At 65.2% G+C, this 19,323-nt stretch carries 26 protein-coding genes; 9 read left to right on the top strand and 17 right to left on the bottom strand.

Translation table 11 applies throughout. The features are described from left to right. Positions 1-20: 20 nt before the first annotated feature. From HUW10_RS13285 to HUW10_RS13350, 14 genes are all read right to left on the bottom strand, one after another. Positions 21-1,805: a hypothetical protein gene (locus HUW10_RS13285; protein ID WP_174503941.1), complete on the bottom strand. Its 1,785-nt coding sequence runs from the start codon at positions 1,803-1,805 to the stop codon at positions 21-23. Between the two features lie 147 nt (positions 1,806-1,952). Beyond that, positions 1,953-2,258 carry a hypothetical protein gene (locus tag HUW10_RS13290; RefSeq protein WP_174503942.1) on the bottom strand — a complete coding sequence of 102 codons (306 nt, stop codon included), beginning with the start codon at positions 2,256-2,258 and terminating at the stop codon, positions 1,953-1,955. Beyond that, the gene (locus tag HUW10_RS13295) at positions 2,255-2,902 is read right to left on the bottom strand and encodes a hypothetical protein (protein ID WP_174503943.1); all 648 of its coding nucleotides are present in this window, start codon (positions 2,900-2,902) and stop codon (positions 2,255-2,257) included. The genes HUW10_RS13290 and HUW10_RS13295 overlap by 4 nt, the downstream gene beginning before the upstream one ends. A gap of 11 nt (positions 2,903-2,913) precedes the next feature. Further along, positions 2,914-3,138: a hypothetical protein gene (locus HUW10_RS13300; RefSeq protein ID WP_174503944.1), complete on the bottom strand. Its 225-nt coding sequence runs from the start codon at positions 3,136-3,138 to the stop codon at positions 2,914-2,916. A 332-nt stretch (positions 3,139-3,470) separates the two neighbouring features. Then, on the bottom strand, positions 3,471-3,944 hold the full coding sequence (locus tag HUW10_RS13305; RefSeq protein ID WP_174503945.1) for a hypothetical protein: 474 nt from the start codon (positions 3,942-3,944) through the stop codon (positions 3,471-3,473). Next, positions 3,941-5,428 (bottom strand): YfjI family protein, encoded by a 1,488-nt coding sequence (locus HUW10_RS13310; RefSeq protein ID WP_174503946.1) that lies wholly within the window; start codon positions 5,426-5,428, stop codon positions 3,941-3,943. Before HUW10_RS13310 ends, HUW10_RS13305 begins: the two co-directional genes overlap by 4 nt. Further along, on the bottom strand, positions 5,425-6,195 hold the full coding sequence (locus HUW10_RS13315; RefSeq protein ID WP_174503947.1) for a bifunctional DNA primase/polymerase: 771 nt from the start codon (positions 6,193-6,195) through the stop codon (positions 5,425-5,427). Before HUW10_RS13315 ends, HUW10_RS13310 begins: the two co-directional genes overlap by 4 nt. Next, positions 6,195-6,458 carry a hypothetical protein gene (locus HUW10_RS13320; protein WP_174503948.1) on the bottom strand — a complete coding sequence of 88 codons (264 nt, stop codon included), beginning with the start codon at positions 6,456-6,458 and terminating at the stop codon, positions 6,195-6,197. The genes HUW10_RS13315 and HUW10_RS13320 overlap by 1 nt, the downstream gene beginning before the upstream one ends. A gap of 139 nt (positions 6,459-6,597) precedes the next feature. Then, positions 6,598-6,786 (bottom strand): AlpA family transcriptional regulator, encoded by a 189-nt coding sequence (locus HUW10_RS13325; RefSeq protein ID WP_043509204.1) that lies wholly within the window; start codon positions 6,784-6,786, stop codon positions 6,598-6,600. Positions 6,787-6,887: 101 nt separating this feature from the next. Continuing rightward, the gene (locus HUW10_RS13330; RefSeq protein ID WP_174503949.1) at positions 6,888-7,538 is read right to left on the bottom strand and encodes a hypothetical protein; all 651 of its coding nucleotides are present in this window, start codon (positions 7,536-7,538) and stop codon (positions 6,888-6,890) included. Continuing rightward, positions 7,535-7,786, bottom strand: coding sequence for a hypothetical protein (locus HUW10_RS13335; RefSeq protein WP_174503950.1), 252 nt, complete (start codon positions 7,784-7,786; stop codon positions 7,535-7,537). The genes HUW10_RS13330 and HUW10_RS13335 overlap by 4 nt, the downstream gene beginning before the upstream one ends. After that, positions 7,783-8,184 carry a hypothetical protein gene (locus HUW10_RS13340; RefSeq protein WP_174503951.1) on the bottom strand — a complete coding sequence of 134 codons (402 nt, stop codon included), beginning with the start codon at positions 8,182-8,184 and terminating at the stop codon, positions 7,783-7,785. The genes HUW10_RS13335 and HUW10_RS13340 overlap by 4 nt, the downstream gene beginning before the upstream one ends. Then, complete coding sequence (locus tag HUW10_RS13345) at positions 8,181-8,369, bottom strand: hypothetical protein (protein WP_174503952.1); 189 nt, start codon at positions 8,367-8,369, stop codon at positions 8,181-8,183. The genes HUW10_RS13340 and HUW10_RS13345 overlap by 4 nt, the downstream gene beginning before the upstream one ends. A gap of 100 nt (positions 8,370-8,469) precedes the next feature. Further along, positions 8,470-9,702 carry a site-specific integrase gene (locus HUW10_RS13350; RefSeq protein ID WP_174504880.1) on the bottom strand — a complete coding sequence of 411 codons (1,233 nt, stop codon included), beginning with the start codon at positions 9,700-9,702 and terminating at the stop codon, positions 8,470-8,472. 672 nt (positions 9,703-10,374) lie between these two features. Here HUW10_RS13350 and HUW10_RS13355 point away from each other — a divergent pair. The 8 genes from HUW10_RS13355 to HUW10_RS13390 all read left to right on the top strand — a co-directional run bounded on the left by HUW10_RS13355 (position 10,375) and on the right by HUW10_RS13390 (position 14,798). Then, the gene (locus tag HUW10_RS13355; protein WP_174503953.1) at positions 10,375-10,974 is read left to right on the top strand and encodes a hypothetical protein; all 600 of its coding nucleotides are present in this window, start codon (positions 10,375-10,377) and stop codon (positions 10,972-10,974) included. Positions 10,975-11,160: 186 nt separating this feature from the next. Next, positions 11,161-11,556 carry an IS66-like element accessory protein TnpA gene (gene tnpA, locus HUW10_RS13360; protein ID WP_236656386.1) on the top strand — a complete coding sequence of 132 codons (396 nt, stop codon included), beginning with the start codon at positions 11,161-11,163 and terminating at the stop codon, positions 11,554-11,556. Beyond that, complete coding sequence (tnpB, locus tag HUW10_RS13365) at positions 11,553-11,894, top strand: IS66 family insertion sequence element accessory protein TnpB (protein ID WP_011941775.1); 342 nt, start codon at positions 11,553-11,555, stop codon at positions 11,892-11,894. The genes tnpA and tnpB overlap by 4 nt, the downstream gene beginning before the upstream one ends. Before the next feature lie 73 nt (positions 11,895-11,967). Next, complete coding sequence (tnpC, locus tag HUW10_RS13370) at positions 11,968-13,629, top strand: IS66 family transposase (RefSeq protein WP_174503954.1); 1,662 nt, start codon at positions 11,968-11,970, stop codon at positions 13,627-13,629. Continuing rightward, positions 13,622-14,059 (top strand): hypothetical protein, encoded by a 438-nt coding sequence (locus HUW10_RS13375; RefSeq protein WP_174503955.1) that lies wholly within the window; start codon positions 13,622-13,624, stop codon positions 14,057-14,059. The genes tnpC and HUW10_RS13375 overlap by 8 nt, the downstream gene beginning before the upstream one ends. 72 nt (positions 14,060-14,131) lie before the next feature. Next, positions 14,132-14,362 carry a hypothetical protein gene (locus HUW10_RS13380; RefSeq protein ID WP_174503956.1) on the top strand — a complete coding sequence of 77 codons (231 nt, stop codon included), beginning with the start codon at positions 14,132-14,134 and terminating at the stop codon, positions 14,360-14,362. Next, on the top strand, positions 14,344-14,517 hold the full coding sequence (locus HUW10_RS18700; RefSeq protein WP_371808646.1) for a hypothetical protein: 174 nt from the start codon (positions 14,344-14,346) through the stop codon (positions 14,515-14,517). The genes HUW10_RS13380 and HUW10_RS18700 overlap by 19 nt, the downstream gene beginning before the upstream one ends. 98 nt (positions 14,518-14,615) lie before the next feature. Then, a complete protein-coding gene (locus HUW10_RS13390; protein ID WP_174503957.1) occupies positions 14,616-14,798 on the top strand; it encodes a transposase in 183 nt (60 codons plus the stop codon). A 9-nt stretch (positions 14,799-14,807) separates the two neighbouring features. On the opposite strand, the gene HUW10_RS13395 is transcribed toward HUW10_RS13390, so the two are convergent. The 3 genes from HUW10_RS13395 to HUW10_RS13405 form a co-directional block, all read right to left on the bottom strand. Continuing rightward, entirely contained in the window at positions 14,808-15,275 is a 468-nt protein-coding gene (locus HUW10_RS13395; protein WP_174503958.1) for a GNAT family N-acetyltransferase, read from the bottom strand. Between the two features lie 194 nt (positions 15,276-15,469). Then, positions 15,470-16,639: an iron-containing alcohol dehydrogenase gene (locus tag HUW10_RS13400; RefSeq protein WP_174503959.1), complete on the bottom strand. Its 1,170-nt coding sequence runs from the start codon at positions 16,637-16,639 to the stop codon at positions 15,470-15,472. Between the two features lie 6 nt (positions 16,640-16,645). Beyond that, entirely contained in the window at positions 16,646-18,028 is a 1,383-nt protein-coding gene (locus tag HUW10_RS13405) for a glutamine synthetase family protein (RefSeq protein ID WP_236656388.1), read from the bottom strand. A 206-nt stretch (positions 18,029-18,234) separates the two neighbouring features. Here HUW10_RS13405 and HUW10_RS13410 point away from each other — a divergent pair, with 206 nt between their 5' ends. Then, positions 18,235-19,320, top strand: coding sequence for an AraC family transcriptional regulator (locus HUW10_RS13410; protein ID WP_236656389.1), 1,086 nt, complete (start codon positions 18,235-18,237; stop codon positions 19,318-19,320). Positions 19,321-19,323: the final 3 nt, after the last annotated feature.

The following is a 19,323-nucleotide window of genomic DNA, read 5'->3' on the forward strand; positions in this document are numbered from 1 at the left end:
GCTGGGGGTGCGGTGCTTGCTTATAGGCCGTCCGCGTAGGCAGGCGAGCCAGCGGGCGAGACGCGCCCGTTAAAGCCCGTGGTGCCGCTCTGGTTGCGGTTCAGGGACGCGCCGAGGCCGCTTTTGACCGCCTTGGCGATATCGTGCGGGTTGGTGATGTGGACGCCGTGCACCAGCGCACCCACACCCGACCCATACGGCACCGCAGGCTGCCTGCCTGCCGTATCCCACGCCGGCAGCATGCCGTGTGGATGGTTGGCAATGTCGGTTGCCAGCGCGTGACCAGCGGATGCGAGGCCGCTGCCGATACTTCGGATCGGATGTTCGAGAAAGCCGTTGATCGTCCGCTCGAGCCCGAGCAGCCAGTGATTGAACTGCCTGAAGTCGTTGCCGAGGTCGTGGAAGACGGTCTTGATCCCGTTGAAGTTGGCGATGATCGCGCCGGTTCCGGTAGCAATTGCCGCCACCGCGCCCGCTATCGTCGCCGGGATGGCGCCGGCGGTTGCGAGGCCGACCAGCACGGCGCCCGTCCCGAGGCCCACCAGTGCCACGCCCAGACCGGCTATGCCGCCCACAATGTCGCGGACCATCGCCGGATGCACCTTCGACCATTTCGTCACGCCGGTTACGGCGCTGGTCATGGCGTTGAGGATGGCGATCGCCGGCTTGACCAACGGCGTGCCGAGGGCTTCCAGCAGGCTTGTCCATGCCCCCTCGAAGGCGTGCAGCGGCCCGGTCATGGAGGTCGCCATCTGGACGCCGTAGACCGACACGCGCCCGGCCTGCCGCATCTGCTTCTGCGTGCGGATGTAGGATAGCGCGTTCGTGATCATGTTCGCGACGAGACGCGAGCCGGTCTGGCTGCTGATCGTCTGATAGACCGCGGCGAGCAGGTTCTTCTTGCCGTGAACGCCGTGCGCTTCCAGCGTCGGCACCAGCACCTTCTGCGTCCAGGCGAACAAGCCTTGGCTGTAAAGGATCTTGGATCCTTTGAGCGCGCCGGGCTTGATGGCGGTCTGGAAGGTGTGCGGGATATGGATGAAACCGCCGGGCGCGACGAGGCCGTAACGCTTCATGTTGTAGGCATACATCCGGCTGATCGGACCGCCGGAAAGCGCCTTCATGACCATGCCGAAACCGCGACCGCCGGTCGGTCCCATCTGCTGCACGGCTTCCGCCATGCTGGACCACCAAGCGAAGCCGCTCATCATTTGCGACGCCGCGCCGGCGAGTTTCGTGGCCCGCATGATCTGGTTCGGCGTCAGCAGCTTGCCGGCGATGTTCTGCGCCTCGAGCGCGTAATTCAGGTTGCGCCCCAGCGCGCCGACCGAGAACGTCTTGCCGTCCGGGCCATACGTGCCGCCGCGCAGTTCGATGGCCTTCAGGAGTTCGCCCAGCGCGGTCGGACCACCCATGCCCCAGTTCGACAGGACGCCTTCGGCGCGGACGATCAGCGGCGCAGCGCGCACGGCCTCGGCGCTCGATCCCAGCACCGTGCGGCCCTTGGTGAGTGCGGCCAGCGCGTCGGACCAGTCCACGTTCGGCGTCCGCATGGATTGCGTGAACGCGGCATTGGTCAGGTCGCCGACATTGCGGGCCGAGACGCCCATCTGCTGCAGCCGGCTCTGGACGTTCGCCAGCCGGTTGCCGTAGGTGGCGAGGTCAGACGACGCCTTGAGGATCGCCATGCCGCCCAGCGCCGCCGCCGCGCCGATGGCGGCCATGCGGACGCCCTTGATCTGGCTGCTGACATACTTTGCCTGCTTGCCGAGGCCGATCATGTCCTTCGAGATCAGCTTGAGCACCGGGCCGACCGAATTGATCGCGGCTATCTCGATCCCGATTTTGTAACTTTTCAGCATCGGTCAGTTCCTTTCGACGCGACGGGGTGGCCCGGCGAGGAAATGGAGCAAACCTCGCCGGGCCGGGCGCGCTGGATAGGCGGCGCGGTCTCAGAATTCGGTGCCATCACCTACCGTCGCGTAGATCGTGCCGGAGCCGCCCGGCATGACGGCGCCGATCTGGTTGACGTAGGGCCCGGCAAAGATGCGTGCCCGCGTTCCACCCGCCACCGGCATATCGCTCTCGCTGGCGATCTGCGGCCCATTGCCGACGCGGACGAAGGCAAGCGAGGCCGTGGGGTTCGTCACCACCACCGTATCGCCCTTCGCCGGCAATGCCGTGCTCGCGCTGGTCGAGGTCGCGGCAATGGCGACCGTGCCGGCGGGATTGAACGGGTTGACGCTTCCAACGGTCATTCGGCGGCTTCCAGCAGCTTGCGGGCGGTATCCGGCAGGATCACGTCGCCCTCTGCGTCGAGATGCGCGGACCACGTGCGGCGCTCCGCGTCCGGGTTCGGATGCTCGGGGCTGAGAACGCCGTTGAACATCTCGGGGTTGGCCCCCGGCATGAAGCCCAGCCGGAGATTGACGCCACCGGCCATTGCCCGCCCGACCGCTTCAACGCCGGCACTGAAAGCCGCCTCGCCGTTTGCGAGCAGTCGCTTTGCCTCAACGATCATAGCCGCGCCTTCGATCCGCAGCTTGATCCCGGCAGCGAGAACAGGCTCCCAAGCGCGCTGCTCTGCGGTGCGGAGATCATCGCCGGCCTTCGTGACGGCGGCCTCGGCAGCGGCAACGCTTTCGCGCCGGAACAGGACGCTATCCTCGGCGGCGCGGATGGCGGCCTCGGCCTTCATGAGTTCGCCAGTGTCGATAGCCTCGCCTTCGGCGGCCCGCTGCACGAGGTTGGCGCGGGTGGCGCGGGCTGCGGCAACGGCGGCCTCGGCATCGCTGATTGCCGTGGTCGCGGTCGCAACCCGGCTGATCGCCGCCTGATAGGCTTCGCGCGCCCGCTGCGGCAGGCCTGCATCGCGGAGGTTGAGAATGTCCTGAAGGTCCATCTGATTTCCTTTCAACGGTCGAGCCCGAGACGCTTCAACGTGCCGTTCAGCGCATTTTCGTTCTGCCGGGCGGAATCAGTTGCTCGCTGGACGCGCTGAACGTGATCGAGGATCGCGGCAGAGACGATATCGCCCTCGCGCCCAGCCAGATCGCGAACGCCGATTTCCTCGGTCCATCCCGCATCGAAGCCGGCGCGCATCCGCCGCCGGTTCACGTGCTGTTCAAGCGGGGTCATCTCTGAAAACGGCTTGCCCATTTACTGCATTCCTATAGTCAACTTTTCAAATAATAGCAGAAATGGCGGATAGGAGACAAGAAATATTAAATATACTGTTCGGCATACGGTAGCATATTACTATGAATTACTATGGATCATAGACGATCATTATTTGAACCGGCTTGCGCACTACATCTGCACCGATTGCGCCGCAGGTGCCATCTCAACGATATACGGCGGACGTGGTTTCCGCCGCTATCGCTGATCCATTCCAGCAATAGGCTTGTTTATGTCAGTCGTCTGGGGATTTGGCGCCCGTCTTGGATACGTTTACGGGCGCCTGTATGCCGTCAGTGTGTCGGCTGGGCCGGCGTGACGCGCGGGTGACGGTCGCCCGGCGGCGGGAGGATCAATATTTGAGGCCGCTGCCCGAATACTGCACGCCAGGCTTGGGCCTGCTGGGTCGTTGTCTCGATCAGGGCGAGCGGCGCCGCGCCCGATACAGCGGCATTGACTGCGTTTCGATAATGCAGCGGTTCACCGCCCGTCGCGTGGATCACGGCACTGCGGGCCATCCGCCGCAGCCTTGGCGTGCATCGCCAGCCAGCCGGGCCGATGGGTGCATCGCCATCGTCACCAACGAGGATGACCAGCGGCCGCGCTGCCCGGTCGAGGGATTTGGGAAGCCCGGCGCCGGGCGTTACCTCGACAAGCTGGACCAGCCCCTCGGCTGCGGCTGCATAGAGCGGCAGGCGCCACGGCACGAGGCGCGAAGCAACCTCGATGACGCGGCTGAACTCGGCTTTTGTCCTTACCTGCATCATTGGATGAGTCCCCAGGCTTCACGCCTCGGGCTTCCGTCGAGCACCGTTCCGGCCGGCAGCCGCTCGATCCATCCGTGATCTTCGAGAATGGCAACGGCGCGCTTGGCATCGGCGGCCTGCCGCAGCCGGTTCGGCCCGGACTTGTAAAGCGCAGTGAGGTAAAGGCGCGGATCGGGCTGCGCCTTCCACCATGCGAGCAGTTCCGTCGCTGCGTCCAGCTCGGGATCGGGTGCAACCGTCTCGCCGAGGCGCAACTGTTCTGACGCATACCAGCTTGCCAGTGCGGCGCCGGCATCGAACGCTTCGGCGTCGATGTAGGTCTGGCCGGCGTATGCCGCGAGGATGCCCGCGAGACGTGAGGCGTGCTCAACCATCTTTGCGCCGAAACCACGGATTGAGGCGTATCGGCGCCCGTCCGCCAGGTCGCGCTCGGTTGCATCGTGAAACTGGATCAGGCGGCGTTCCGCCTCGACATTGAAGGGTAGCGGCTCGGGATCGAGGCCGTCCGATCCTTCGAGGCGCCGGGGCTGCTGGGCGAGCAGGTCGCCAAGGCGGCCGTTGTATTCGTCCAGGAACTCATCGAAGCCCGGTTCACGGTCACGCCATAGGCGGGTGCCGATAGTCGTTTCCGGTTCCGATATGAGCATACGGGCCAACAGCCCATTATCCCGCGCGCTGGCGTTTCCCAGCAGGATGCCGGCCACGGAACGCTGAACCGCAAGCGAGAGCGAGGCGCGGCGCCCTTGGGCAAAGGTCGATTTGCCCGCGCGAAGCCTTTTGATCGGTGAGCCGTCCCACAAGGTGTTGATCGTGGTCATCGTGCGAACGGCGGCATCTTCTGACATAGCATGACCGCCAAGGAACATGCCGCCCTCGGCCGAGAAGATCGCGGCGTAGGGCCTCAGCGTCAAAAGGTTAACCACCCCCTCAATCGTGCCTTCCTCGGCCGTGAGCATCGGCGGGGCCGGCGCCTTCGGTTCCGATCCGACATCGGCCAGCGCCCGCTCCGCAGCGGCGCGGCCGTCCTTGGCAGCCTTCCGCGCCTCGATCCGGGCGGCGTCGAAAGCCTCTTTGTCGCGGCTATAGGCTGCTTGCTCGGCTTCGTATTGAGCCGCCAGCGCGGCCTCAGCGCGGCGGATTGGCAGGCTGGCGATAAGGTCAACGCTCGTTTTTCGTTCGCCGGATTGAGCGATAGTAAGAAAGGCCGTCACCAGCGGGCGATTTCCGACGCTGGGGATCTCGACATCGTGGTGGATCGAGGTTGCGAACCCGGCAGCGGCGAGCACCGATGCAGCGCAGAGCGCGCCCGGCGCTTGCGTGCGGCGCTGGATCGCCTCGACGGCTGGGCGCAGGCTGAGGAGGGCGCCCATGGGGTAAGGCGCGGGGGGCGGCGTCTCGCGCCGGAGCGGGCGTTTCAACTCCGGTGGCGTGCTCGCCTTCGCGGCGGCATCGCGGGCTATCTGCTCGGCGTTGAAATGGTTCATGCTGCACCCCCGCGCGCCGATAGTGCCGATTTGAGAGTCGCCTCGATCTCGCGCCGTTCGAGGCCGGCGACGATGGCGGCGTGTGCCATCGCCTCCGCCACCTCGCCGGAGGACAGGCCGCCTGTCGTGGTCAGGCGCAACAACCCGTAAGTCTCGGCGTTCAACGTGGCGTTGCGGGTGCCAGGCGCGGCGCCGGCGACACGCTCGATTGCGCGCCGTAGGGCCGCCTCGGCATAGCGGCGGCTGCGGTGATCGCCGCCAGTCCAGGGGGCGGCAGGGGGCGGCGTCCAGGCCGGTTTCGGCGGCGGTACCAGCCAGTTAGGCCACTCGGCCAGCGGGCCGGCAGACAGGACAGGGAGGCCGGCGGCTGGCCACCAGATGCACGATCCCCCGTCCGCCCGGACGTCGATACCGGGCGCAATTGCCGCTACGCTGGAACGCAATCCGGGCCGGTGTTTGAACCACAGATGCAGCCCGCCGGAGCGGGTGCGATGCGTCCGGGTCGCGGGCAACTTGTCGCGGTTCGCGGCGAACCATTCGAGGCCGCCGGGCTTGTTGTCGATGTCGAGCGCGGCGATGCCGGAGCGTTCGCCGGTCGCGATCCCGATCAGGACGAATCCGTAATCGCGGTGCAGAGCGCGGATCGTGGTGGGATCGGTCGAGGCGGCAAGGTGACCGCGCGGGCAGCGAGGCGACTTGTCGTTGCCTACGGGGAAAACGGCGCGGCCGGCGGCGGCGAGGTCGAGCGCGGTGTCCAGCGAGGCCATTAGTTGCCCTCCCTGATCAGCCCAGCCAGCGCCTCGGCGATGCGGCGACAATGGCGGGCCTCGATGTCGGCGGCTGCGCGAAGAACACTGTCCCTCTCGCGCTTCGCCATGATCCAGTCCGCCCGGCTGGCGAGCGAGCGGGCGGCCCGGCGCAGATCAGCCTCGGGCATCTCAATTGTCAAAATGCGGCGGCGGGAACGGGTTTCGATGTCGTCGATGAGTCGGTCGTGCTGCCGGTCGGCAGCGGTTTTGCGGTCAACCATTTAGGGCATCCTTTCTGCCCGAAAAACCGCTTGCAGCCGAGCGCCGGCACGTCTATCTCTTGATCGCCGCCAAGCAATCCAAAGATTTCCGCGCCGCTCCGGAGCCAGTAGGTTTTCGGGGCGGTTTGCATTTTGGGGATCAGGCCGCGCTCTTGGGCAGGTTCTCAGCGAACCGGCGGAGGCTCTCAGCGGTGATGAACGTCGAGCGGCCCAGCTTGCGGACGTCGAACGTCCCGGCCTTCACCAACTCCCAGAACTTTGCGTGTCTGACGCCTAGGGCGGCCTGCGCCTCGGCTGGCCGGTAGAGAAGTTTTGTGTCAGTCGTCATTCCTTACTCCATACGGATGTTAATGGACTGACGATCCAGTTATCAGGTCGCGTATCGTACTGACAAAGTCCTTTTGCGGGAACAAAGCAGTTTTTTTCAGATTACTTCCCGCCTTGTTTTCTGCGCTTATCGCGTAACCAGTCGCTTCCGATTTCAATGCCCGCGAGTTCGCGCAAGGTTGCCTGAACAAACCGATTGAAGGGGGCTTTGGGCGCGTCTGTTGGTTCGACGCCGAACAAGTGAGCAAATGAAAGGCGAAAGTCTTCCAACGCGCCGTTAAGCCAATTTGGGCGAGGCTGGCCGCGCGCTCGGCCAGACATCGCAGATTGTCGCTTCGACCAATTTTCTAGATGGTCGAGCCGCCCAATTAGATCAAAACAGGGGTCTTGCTCGGCTGTTTCTGGCTGCTCTCGAACGTGCCGAGCGCATAAGTGCTTAAGCTCGCCAGCCAACTTTTTCATTTTCAGCCAGTCAGATTTCTTGAACGTGTCAGGACGAGGTTCAATCGCGTGAGCAAGTGAGAACATCACCATGTGCACATTGCGCCAAGCTGCTGCGGCCAGTTCGTCGGACACCGCAAGAGGCAGTCTAACTGCGGAGACGATGCGCGATTGCGCCTCAGCGTCTAGTTGGCGAAACCGTGGAGGTGGAACCTCCGCCCGGAATATTATTGTTCCATCCGCCTTAACGATTTCGGCAAATTGAGGCTCGGGCGGGGATTGCTCCCCGCCTTTTCTCTTGCCCCCGCTCATGCTGCCTGCTCGCCGGAGTTCATGCCCGCATCGTCGCAGAATTTCTGCCAGTTATCCCGCAACACGTCTGCCTCGGTTTCAACCGCATCCGCCAGCCAGCGCAGGGAGCGCAACCTGTATTCGTCGGGCGCGGCTGGAAGATTGGTCATGAACAACCGCAAGGCGCGGGCGGCATCCTGCATCCGGGTGGTGCTGTCCTCTACATCGGCAACGCGGATTTCAACCACGCTCTTGACGGGGCGCGTCATGCCAGCCCCCGAACATCGCGTGCGATCATCGTCGCCAGTTTTTGCTCGGGATACATTTCGTCGGCTGGGTTTTCCTTGTCGGGGCAGTATTCCGCAAAGCACCGCGCAACAGCCATCAGCCCAGCCGGCGTAGTGGCCCGATGCTGCACAATGGCGTCAACAAGCCGCCCTTGCGCGTCCTGCATTGGTTCGATGATGGCGTCCCGCTCGTCGTCGTCCGCGATGTAGTTCGCGCCGCCGGAGAAATAGGACAGATAAATCCGCTCTTGAGCCACAAACCGATCACAGAGCGCGATCAGCGCAGCGTCGGGGTTGCTGGCAGCGTTCGCCACGGCTGGGGCGGCAATGGCGGCAGCAGCGCCAGCCATCGCGGCCCGGATCGTGCTGCGCCGGTTCATGCCAGCCCCGCACGCGCCATCGCGCCTTCGAGGATCAAGCCGACAAGCCGTCGCTCGCTCTCATTCGCGGCCATCGCCGCCAAGTCGCGGGCGGCAGCATCGGCCCGGCGGGCCACGTCCAGCACCAGCACGCGGGGCCGGTTTTCATTCGCGGCGGTTTTTGTGGTATCTCTTTGGGCGGTCATCGTTTTGTCCTCCTACGGACCATTCAATCGAGGCCATCGCCCGGCGGTGCTGTAACACCGCCGGGCCACCTTTCGCCGGCATCCGGCCGGCACGGATCAGTCAGGCGCGGCGCATCGCCACCACCTTTTCAGATTCCTCGACCAGCCCGGCGCAGTAGTTCGCCCAGGCTTCCATCAATTGCCGGCGCTTCGCGAGAAGATCGCCGCGCTGGTAAGCCGCTTCGGTTCGATCCTTGTTGATGTGCGCCAGCGCAACCTCGGCGATCTCGCGCGGAAAGCTGGTCATCTCGGCGGCCCAATCGCGGAACGATGACCGCATCCCATGCGCCGTGTATCCCGGCCGCAGCACGGCAACGGCCTTTGCGATCGCAACGTCGGTCATGGGCTTGCCAGGTGCGCCGCCGGGGAAGATCAGCCCATCCCGGCGGGGGAAGCGTTCTGCCATCTCGCGCAATATCTCGACGGCGCGCGGTGCCAGCGGCACGCGGTGCTCGCGTTTCATCTTCATGCGCTCCTTCGGGATGATCCAGAGGGCAGCGTCGAAGTCGATCTCTTCCCATCGGGCGCCGCGCGCCTCTTTTGACCGGGTTGCGGTCAGGATTGCCAACTCCAGGCATCGCGCCGAACTTGCATCACGCGGCCGCAACTCGGCCATGAAGTCGGGAATTTCGCCATAGGGAAGCGCAGCGTGATGCTTGACCGCGCGCACCTTCGTTTTCGGTGCATAAATCTGGTCGAGAAACCCTTGCCACCGCGCCGGGTTGTCGCCGCTGCGCCAGCCGTGAACGGTCGCATAGGCCAGGACAGCCTCGACGCGGCCGCGCAACCGGCTCGCAGTCTCCGGCTTCACGGTCCAGATCGGATCGAGCACCCGGCGGACGTCGAGAAGGCTGATTTCTGAAACCGGCCGCTTGCCGATGAGCGGGCTGGCGTAGGTGGCGATTGTGTTCTCCCATTGCTGACGATGCTTCGCGTTTTTCCACTCGGCTCGATGCGCCTCGATGTAGGCAGCGGCGACGGCATCGAATGTTCTGGCAGTCTGCTCGGCGGCGAGGTGCTGGCGTTCGCGGCGCTGGGCGAGCGGATCGAAGCCGTCCCGCACCTGATTGCGTAGCTGCCGGGCAGCCTCGCGGGCTTCACTCAGGGATACATCACGCAGCGGCCCGAGGCTCATCCAGTGCTTCCGCCCGGCCATCGTGTAGCGGAACGCCCAGGACTTCGAGCCGTCAGCCCGAACCCGCAAATACAAACCGCCCCCATCGTGAAGGTTCCCCTCGCGGGTCGCGTTCGTAATTGCGAGAGCGTTCAAGCGTTTTGAGACGGTTTTGGGCATCGTCAGCACCCCGAACCGCACAAAACCGCAGAAAACCGCAACCGAACCGCAACCCGTTTGCGGTTTTGTTTGGCACCTAAGCCATTGATTTCATTGTTCCGATATTCAGGAACCGCAGAAACCGCAGAAACCGCAGGGGGTCTAGTGTCCGTGGTCGCTGGGCTCATCGCGTCAGACTCTCCGTCGAACCGCCCGGCTACATGCTCGGGCCTTCATGGATACACCATAATCCCGCACGTCCTAGGACGTCAATGGACGTCATAGGGCAATCTTCGGCTCTAATGCTGGGGCGATATCGGGGTTTCTCTAAGGTAGGATCACAAGGTAAGGCGGACACCCCATCCGCCAAACCTATATCCAGAGCCATCCGGCGCGATCCCATAAAATATTTTATATCAGTGCCTTAAACCAGATTACTGTCCACGCTCATCCGCCCTAATTTGGCTAAATCCGGAGTTTCCACGTGGGTGAGGTTGTGGGTAAGGTTCGGTCATGGCCCGAGTTGTCAACAAGCTGTCGCCGCCCAAGGTCGCCTAGCTGACCGCCCCCTGCCTCTAAAGCACGTTCCGATCCCTTGTTGCGGGTGTGTGCCGGCTTGGGTCGTATTCCGCCCCTTGGCCCCGATCGCGGAACGTTGCAAGATCGCATTGCCGGGACAGACCGGCTTTTTTCATGTCGGCCGGTCGTTCGCTGGCCCGGTTTCTTGCCGCGAAGGGGGCGGCTGCGTGCATGCTGACTGTCGATGAATGGACCATGCTTGGCACATGGGCCGCGCCAGCCATTTCAGCCCTCGGCTTCCTCCTGATCCGCAATCAGCTGAAGGGCGATCGCGAGGCGCTGGAGACACAGACGAGCTGGGAAATCTACAATGTCGGCGGGAGCATCCTGCAAACATTCATCAGCCACCCCGAATGCCGGCCGTATTTCTACGACGGCTTGCCCCTGCCGGAGGAGGAGCCGCTGCGCAGCAGGGTGCTGGCGGTGAACGAGCTGATCTGCGACCACATGGAGAACATCATCCTGCATCGCGACGCGATCGATGCGGAAACCTATCAGGTGTGGGTGGTGTACATGCAGGGGCTGTATAACCGCAGCCCGACGATGCGCTGGTTCCTGGCCATGGAGTGCGAGGGCTACCGCTATTCGCGCCAGTTGCTCGACCTGCTGGACGAAGGCTTGCGCAAGCAGGTGGGCCAGCAGGCCTGGCTTGTCGAACAGCGCGACATGGCGGCGGCGGCGGCGCGGGCATCGTCCGGCCGGAAGATGCGCTAATTATCAATGTGGCAGAGCACTGCATCCGATCCGAAAGGATCGGAAAGTGCTCTAGGTTCTGTACCTATTGCCATGACTACGGGGCGTCTGATTCAAGGTAACTATCCGGTGAAGGCTGCCTGTCGATGATGGAGTGATTCGCTCATAAATACGTTTGTAAGAGCGACGCTATGAGCGGGTGTTTGGATGGAGATCATCACGGGAATTGAGCGCCGGCGTCGCTGGCGTGATGAGGACAAGCTACGGATTGTTGCGGAAGCGGAAGCGCCTGGTGCGGTGTTTGCGGAAGTTGCGCGGCGGCATGACATATCGCGTGGTCAGCTATGGAACTGGCGCCGTCTGGTGCGTGCTGGCGAATTGAGTTTGGTTTCGGCACCTGCGCAATTCCTGCCGGTTCATATGGCGCCGGAGCTGTCGGCCGTTGCGATGATTGCGGGGCCTGAGGATACGGATCGGGCGTCTGTTGCGGCGCCGCGCAACCAGGGTCGGATCGAGGTTCGTCTGGCTGGCGGTACGCGGGTGGTGATCGAGGGCATGGTGGCGCCAGCGGTGGTCACGGCGACGCTGAAGGCTCTGGGATGATCCCTGTTGGAGCGCGTGTGTGGATTGCGCTGGGGCACACGGACATGCGCCGTGGCATGCAGGGTCTGGCGCTATTGGTCGAGCGAGGGTTGAAGCGGGATCCACACGGCGGGGATCTGTTCGTATTCCGTGGCAGGTCGGGCTCGCTGGTGAAGATCATCTGGCATGATGGTGTGGGGATGTCGCTGTATTCGAAGCGGCTGGAGAAGGGATATTTTCCGTGGCCGTCGGCGAAGGACGGGGTGGTTTCGTTGACGAGTTCGCAGCTGGCCTGCCTGCTGGAGGGAATTGACTGGCGCAATCCGCGCTACTCGTGGCGGCCGGCGAGTGCGGGGTAAAGGCGGTCAATTTTATCGGCAGCTTGGGATTTTCTGGCTTCAAATCTGCGATTTTCCATGATTCTCTCGGGGCGTGGAAACCTCTGGAACCACTCTTCCGAACGACGTCGAGGCGCTGAAAGCGCTGGTGCATTCGATGGCTCGCCGGGCCGACGAGGCCGAGGCCCGACTGGCCGATGCGCGTGCCCGGGAGAGTGCGACCGAGGCGTTGATCGCGCATCTGAAGCTGCAGATTGCCCGTCTGCGGCGCGAGCAATTTGGCGCCAGCGCCGAGCGCAGCCGTCGTCTGCTCGATCAGCTGGAATTACAGCTCGAGGATCTCGAGGCTGACGCCAGCGCAGATGGTCTGGCTGCCGAGGCTGCCGCGGCAAAGACGACGCGCGTTGGTGGTTTCGAGCGCAAGCGCCCGGCCAGAAAGCCCTTTCCCGAACACCTGCCGCGCGAGCGTGTGGTGATCGAGCCCCCTTGTGCCTGCCCTGCCTGTGGCAGCACCAGGCTGTCAAAGCTGGGCGAGGACATCACCGAGACGCTGGAGGTGATCCCGCGGCAGTGGAAGGTGATCCAGACGGTGCGGGAGAAATTTTCCTGCCGGGCCTGCGAGGCGGTCGCGCAGCCGCCGGCACCGTTCCATGTCGTTCCTTGCGGGTGGGCGGGGGCAAGCTTTCTCGCGATGCTTTTGTTCGAGAAGTATGGCCAGCACCAGCCGCTCAACCGCCAGGCCGAGCGCTTTGCCCGCGAGGGTGTTCCACTCAGTGTCTCGACCCTGGCCGATCAGGTCGGGGCGGCATGTCATGCGCTGATGCCGCTCTACCGGCTGATCGAAGCCCATGTTCATGATGCCGCGCGCCTGCATGGCGACGACACCACGGTGCCGGTCATGGCGCGCGGCAAGACCGATACGGCACGGCTATGGGTCTATGTGCGGGACGACCGGCCCTTCGGCGGCTCCGATCCCCCGGCGGCACTGTTCCATTATTCGCGGGACCGGCGCGGCGAGCATCCACAGGCCCATCTTGCCGGCTGGCCGGGTATCCTGCAGGCCGATGCCTATGGTGGCTATGGCGAACTATACAAAGATGGCCGCACACCTGCACCGGTGCGGGAGGCCGGCTGCCACGCTCATGCCCGACGGAAATTCTTCGAACTGGCCGATATCGCCGCGGCGGCGCGCAGGAAGAGCCGTGGGGGGCAAGCCGCCACGGTCTATCCGATCGCCATCGAGGCCGTGCGGCGGCTCGATGCCCTGTTCGAAGTCGAGCGCACCATCAACGGCAAATCGGCCGTCGAGCGGCTGGCTGTGCGGCGGGAACGCAGTGCGCCGCTGGTTGCCGAGCTCCATGCCTGGCTGAATGGTCAGGTCGCCAGGCTGTCGCGCCACCATGATCTTGCCAAGGCGATCAACTACATGCTCCGCCGCTGGGACGCCTTCACCCGCTTCCTCGAGGATGGCCGTGTCTGCCTCAGCAACAATGCCGCCGAACGCGCCCTGCGTTGCGTGCCGCTCGGCCGCAAGGCGTGGCTGTTCTGCGGCTCGGATCGCGGCGGTGAACGGGCCGCCATCCTCTACACCCTGATCCAGACCGCCCGCCTCAATAACGTCGATCCGCAAGCCTGGCTCGCCGACGTGCTCGCCAGGATCAACAATCAGCCCGCCAGCCGCCTCAACGAGTTGTTGCCATGGCACTGCGCCGGCAAAATCCCGGCACGTGCAGCGGAAGAGGTTGGATGTGTCTGAAGAGGCCGTGCTTCGGGAGAAGCTTCGCAAGATCGAGGCATTGTTCGCCGGAGCGGGAACGATCGGCGAACGCACAGCGGCCGAGGCCGCACTCGGGCGTGTTCAGGCCAGGCTGGCGGAACTTCAGGGCCGGGACAAAGCCATCGAAATGCAGTTTTCTCTGCGCGACCAATGGTCTCGCCGATTGTTCCTGGCGTTGTGCCGGCGCTATGGCCTGAAGCCATACCGCCTTTATCGGCAACGCCTGACCACCGTCATGCTGCGGGTACCGCAGGCTTTTGTCGATCAAGTGCTATGGCCAGAATTCCAGGAACTCAATGGCGCGTTGATGCAATACCTGAATGACGTCACAGATCGCGTCATCCGTGAAGAGGTTCATCGCGACACAAGTGAGGCAACCGAGATCGTCCAGGCCCTGCCTTCAAAATAATCAGACAGAACCAATCGCTACATCCCGCCTTCCCAAAAGCCAACAAAATAAAAGAACCGCGGCTTTCACCGGATGCTTACGAGCCAGCGTGGCCTCTGGCAGGAGATATTCGCGGCGCTTGTCGCCTGCGCGGATCCGCCGCGCATCGCCATGGTGGACAGCACCTCGGTTCGGGCACATCGCGCGGCCGCGGGCGGTAAAGGGGGGCGCAAAGCCAGGCCATCGGCCGGTCGAGGGGTGGACGGACGACTAAGATCCACGCCGTCGCAGATGAGCAGGGGCGCATCGCCGCACTCCTCCTGACGCCGGGACAGGCCTCCGACATCAGCGGCGCGAGGGCGCTTCTGCCTACAATACCGCCACCAGAAGAGCTGATCGCCGACAAGGCCTACGACGCCGATGACCTTAGAGCATCATCCGATCAGATGGAATCATCTGATCGGATAAAGATGCTCTAATTATCAACAAGATAGAGCACGACATCCGATCCGGATGGATCGGAACGTGCTCTAGCACCTTCCTCACCCGCCAAGGCACCAGGCCGGTGATCTCGCCCATGCCCAACCGCCGTGCCATTCCGCCCTTCGACCCCGTCGCCTACAGAAAGCGCAATCTCATCGAACGCGCCTTCTGCAGGCTCAAGGACTGGCGCGCCATCGCCACACGATATGACAAAACCGCACGAAATTTCCTCGCTGGTATTTGCCTTGTCCTCGCCGTCACATCTTGGATCAGTTGAGTCCAGAGCCTAGGCCGGCGGATAGCGCATCAGCGTGATCGGCTTGCCGACGTAGCTGTCCAGCTCGATGGTCTGCCAGCCCAGTCGTTCGTAGAGCGCGGCCTGGTCGGCGGTGTAGAGGTAGAACGGCACATCCAGCTTGCCGGCATAGTCCATCACGTGTTTGACCAGCGCGCCGCCGATGCCGCGGCGGCGCCATTGCGGCAGGACCAGCACGTTGGCCAGCCAGGGGCCGAGCGCCGGGCGGGTTGGCAGGTCGTGCGGCACGATGCTGGCGATGCCCACCAGTTCGCCGTCGATGCGGGCACCGAAGAATTTGGGAATGGTGACCGCTGCATCGCGCGAGCGCGCGATGTCCTGCTGGTTCTCCGCCCATGTCTCGTCCGACTCGAATCGCGCCCATTCCTGGTAGATCCATTCTGCGGCCAGTTCTGATTCGCGGCCTTCGCGGAGTACGGAAATGTCATGGTTGCTCATCGTGGTCTCCGTCACATTTCGCAGTCACTTTCAAGGATCATAGCTGCTGTCGGCCGGCGCAACAAAGACCGGCAATGACACCAAACCCGTCATCACGACCCGCGATACTCCCCCTGACCGGTCACAATCAGGGGAGCGTGTCGGCCGGGCGTTTGTCCTCGGCGCCGGCGCCCGTTCCGGAAGACGGCGGCGGTTCAGCGGGACAGTCCGTCGAGCCGGCCTTCGAGGGCGGCGGCGAGGATGCGGCGCAGGGCGGCGGCGTCGGCCGGGCGGGGGTTGTCCGGCGTGTTGGGATCGCGGAAGGCCTGCTCCGACAGCGCATCGAGCATCGGCGCGGTGACGCCGAGCGCGTCGACCGTGTGCGGGATGCCGAGCGTCTTTCGCAGGTCGATCACCCAGTCGCGGACGCCTTCGAACCCGCCTTCGATGCCGAGGCTGCGGGCGAGCTGCACGATTTTCGGCTCGATCGCATGGCGGTTGAATTCCAGCACGTAGGGCATCAGCACGGCGTTGGTCAGGCCGTGATGGGCGTGGCACTGCGCGCCGATCGGGTGGCTGAGCGAGTGGATCGCACCGAGGCCTTTCTGGAAGGCGGTCGCGCCCATCGAGGCGGCGGCGAGCATGGTGCCGCGGGCCGCAAGGTTGCGGCCATCGGTCGTCGCGGTGACGAGGCTGCCATGGATCAGCCGCATCCCCTCGACCGCGACGCCGTCCGCCATCGGGTGCCAGGCGTCGATGCAATAGGCTTCGAGATTGTGGGCGAGCGCGTCCATCCCGGTCCAGGCGGTCAGGGTCGCGGGCAGGCCGATGGTGAGTTCGGCGTCGAGCACGACGAGGCGCGGCAGCATCTGCGGGTGCAGCAGGATCACCTTGCGGGCGGACTGCTCGTCGGTGATGACCGAGGCGCGGCCGACTTCCGAGCCGGTGCCGGCGGTGGTCGGCACCGCGAGAATGGGCACCATTGGCCGGTCGAGCGCGGGGGCGGCGAGGGTGATCTCGAAATCCCAGAGCGGCCGGTCGGTCGCGGCGGCGAGGGCGATGGTCTTGCCGCAATCGAGCGCGCTGCCGCCGCCGATCGCGACGACGAGGTCCGCCTCATGCGCGCGGAAGGCGGCGACGCCGGCGGCGACGTCGCTCGCCAGCGGGTCGGGGTGGGTGCCGGTGAAGCGCGCGGTGGCGATGCCGGCGGCGGCGAAGCCGGCTTCCAGCGGCGCGAAGAAGGGTAGTTTCGCCACCTGCGCGTCGGAGACCAGCAGCGCGCGGCGGGCGCCGAGATCGCGCGCGCGGGCGGCGAGTTCGCCGATGCGGCCCGGCCCGGCCAGCACCTCGGTGGGGAAGCGCCAGGTTCCCTGCAGAATGGTCATCGCGGGTTACATCCTTTCAAAGCAGCGTGTGCGTTCCCAGTCGGTCACCGCGGCGGCGAAGGTCTCGACCTCGACCTCGGCCATCCTGGCGTAATGCGCGACCACCTGCTCGCCGAACGCCTCGCGCGCGAAGGCGCTGTGGCGCCAGAGGGCGAGGGCGTCGGAAAGCGTGCGGGGCACGCGCGGCAGGTCGCCATGATAGGCGTTGCCGGTGAAGGCCGGTTGCGGCGGCAGCCGGCGTTCCATGCCGTCGAGCCCGGCGGCGATCATGCCGGCGAGGGCGAGGTAGGGGTTCACGTCGCCGCCCGGCAGCCGGTTCTCGACGCGCAGCGACCGCCCGTGGCCGAGCACGCGGAAGGCGCAGGTGCGGTTGTCATGCCCCCAGACCAGGCCGGTCGGCGCGAAGCTGCCCACGGCGTAGCGCTTGTAGGAGTTGATGTTGGGCGCGAACAGGACTGACAACTCGGCGGCATGGGCGGCGAGGCCGGCGAGGAAATGGTCGAATTCCGGCGCGTGGCCCTCACCGGCAGCGAAGACCGGGCGGTTTGCCGCGTCGCGCAGGCTGAGATGGATGTGGCAGGAATTGCCCTCGCGCTCGTTGAACTTCGCCATGTAGGTGATGGCGTGGTCCTGCGACTGGGCGATCTCCTTCGCGGCTTCCTTGTAGATCACGTGGCCATCGGCGCATTCCAGCGCCGGGGCGTAGGCGAAGTTGATCTCGTGCTGGCCGAGATTGCACTCGCCCTTGGAATTCTCGACGCGGATGCCCGACGCTTCGAGCGCGTTGCGGATGGCGCGGATGACCCTTTCCACCTTGGCGGTGCCGAGGATCGAATAGTCGACATTGTAGAGATTGGCGGGATCGAGGTCGCGATACCCGCGCCGCATGCACTCCTCGTAGGTGTTGCGGAAGAGCATGAATTCGAGCTCGGTCGCGGCGAGGGCGGTCAGGCCGGCGGCGGCGAGGCGGTCGAGCTGGCGGCGCAGGATGCTGCGCGGGGCGACCGGCGCGGGGCTGCCGTCATGCAGCGCGATGTCGCAGAGCACGATCGCGGCGCCCTCCTGCCAGGCGGCGCGGCGCAGGGTCGAGAGATCGGGGCGGAAGACGAAATCGCCATAGCCGCGATCCCACGAGGCGAAATCGTAGCCGGAGACCGGCGTCATCTCGACATCGACGGCGAGCAGGTAGTTGCAGCCCTCCGAGGCGTCGGCCAGGACGTTGTCGAGGAAGAAGCGGGGCATCACCCGCTTGCCCTGCAGCCGTCCCTGCATGTCCGGCGCGGCCATCACGATCGTGTCGATCGCCCCGGCATCGACCGCGGCGCGCAACTCGTCGAGACTCATGCCGCCGGACGCGGTGATGGCTTGTGCAGCAAGATCGTTGTTCATGATCGCACCTCCCGGCGAAACATCGCACGGGGCCAGTGTGGCGTTCTTGACATTCGGCGACAAGCGGCTTGTGCGCGCGGGTTTGTGTTCAGATGTCAAAGCGGGCCGGGGCGGAATTTGCCACAGTCGGACCACTGCCGAATTTCGTTGCGCAACGGCCGCGCCGACCGGCATTCTGGCGCGGCACCGACGGATTGAAGGGGATCATGGGTCTGCCTGCCGCCGCGTCCGGATCGACCTCCTGCCATGTGCTCGCCGCCGCGGCGTCCGGGGTGACTTCGTTCATCCGCGATGCAGGGGCAGACCCGGACCTGGTGCTCGGCGAGGCGGGGTTCGACCCGCGCGACCTTGAAGATCCGCGCGCGACGGTGCCGCTCGCGCGCTATGTCGCGATGATGGAACGGGCGGCGGCGCGCAGCGGGGATTCGCATTTCGGCCTGCGCTTCGGCCAGCAATTCCAGCCCGAGGCGCTCGGGCTGATCGGCCAGCTCGCGCTGGCGGCGCCGGATGTCGGCACCGGGATTGCCGCCTTCGCGCGGCATTTCATCCAGCACCAGCAGAACACCGAAACCCGCCTCGCGCGGGAGGGACGCGCGCTGCGGCTGGAATACCGGATCGTCGATCCGCTGATCTGGTCGCGCCGGCAGGATGCCGAGCTGACGATGGGGATGTTCGCCAACCTGCTGCGGCGCGCGCTCGGCAGCGCGCTGGAGATCGAGGAGGTGTGGTTCGAGCATCCGGCGCCGGAACAGGCGCAGGCGCATGCGGCGGCGTTCGGCGCGCCGGTGTTCTTCGCCGCGCCGGCGAACGCGATCAGCTTTCGCGCGGCGGGGCTGGAGCGGCCGATGCCGGCGCGCGACCCGGCGCGCTTCGCCGCACTGGCCGAGGAGCTGCGCCGGATCGGCGGCGGCGGCGCGCCGCGCGACCTGCTCGGCGCGGTGACGAGCGAGATCCGCCGGAAGCTGCCCGAGGGGCCGGCCGGGATCGACCGCGTGGCCGCGAGCCTCGGCCTGCCGCGCTGGACGCTGCAGCGCCGCCTCGCCGAGCACGGACTCACCTATTCGGACTGCATCGACCAGGTGCGGGCGCGGCTCGCGCTGATGTATCTCGCCGAGCCGCATCTCTCGATCGCCACGATCGCCGAACTGCTCGGCTATTCCGAGGTGAGCGCCTTTTCGCGGGCCTGCCGCCGGCTGCACGGCGCCTCGCCCGAGGCGGTGCGGCGCAAGCTCGGTGCCCGCACGGCGCCCGACAGCACGACCGGGCGGGAAAGCCCGGCGCACACGGCCTGACGG

Source organism: Acidiphilium sp. C61, from assembly GCF_905116885.1.
Taxonomy (GTDB): Bacteria; Pseudomonadota; Alphaproteobacteria; order Acetobacterales; family Acetobacteraceae; genus Acidiphilium.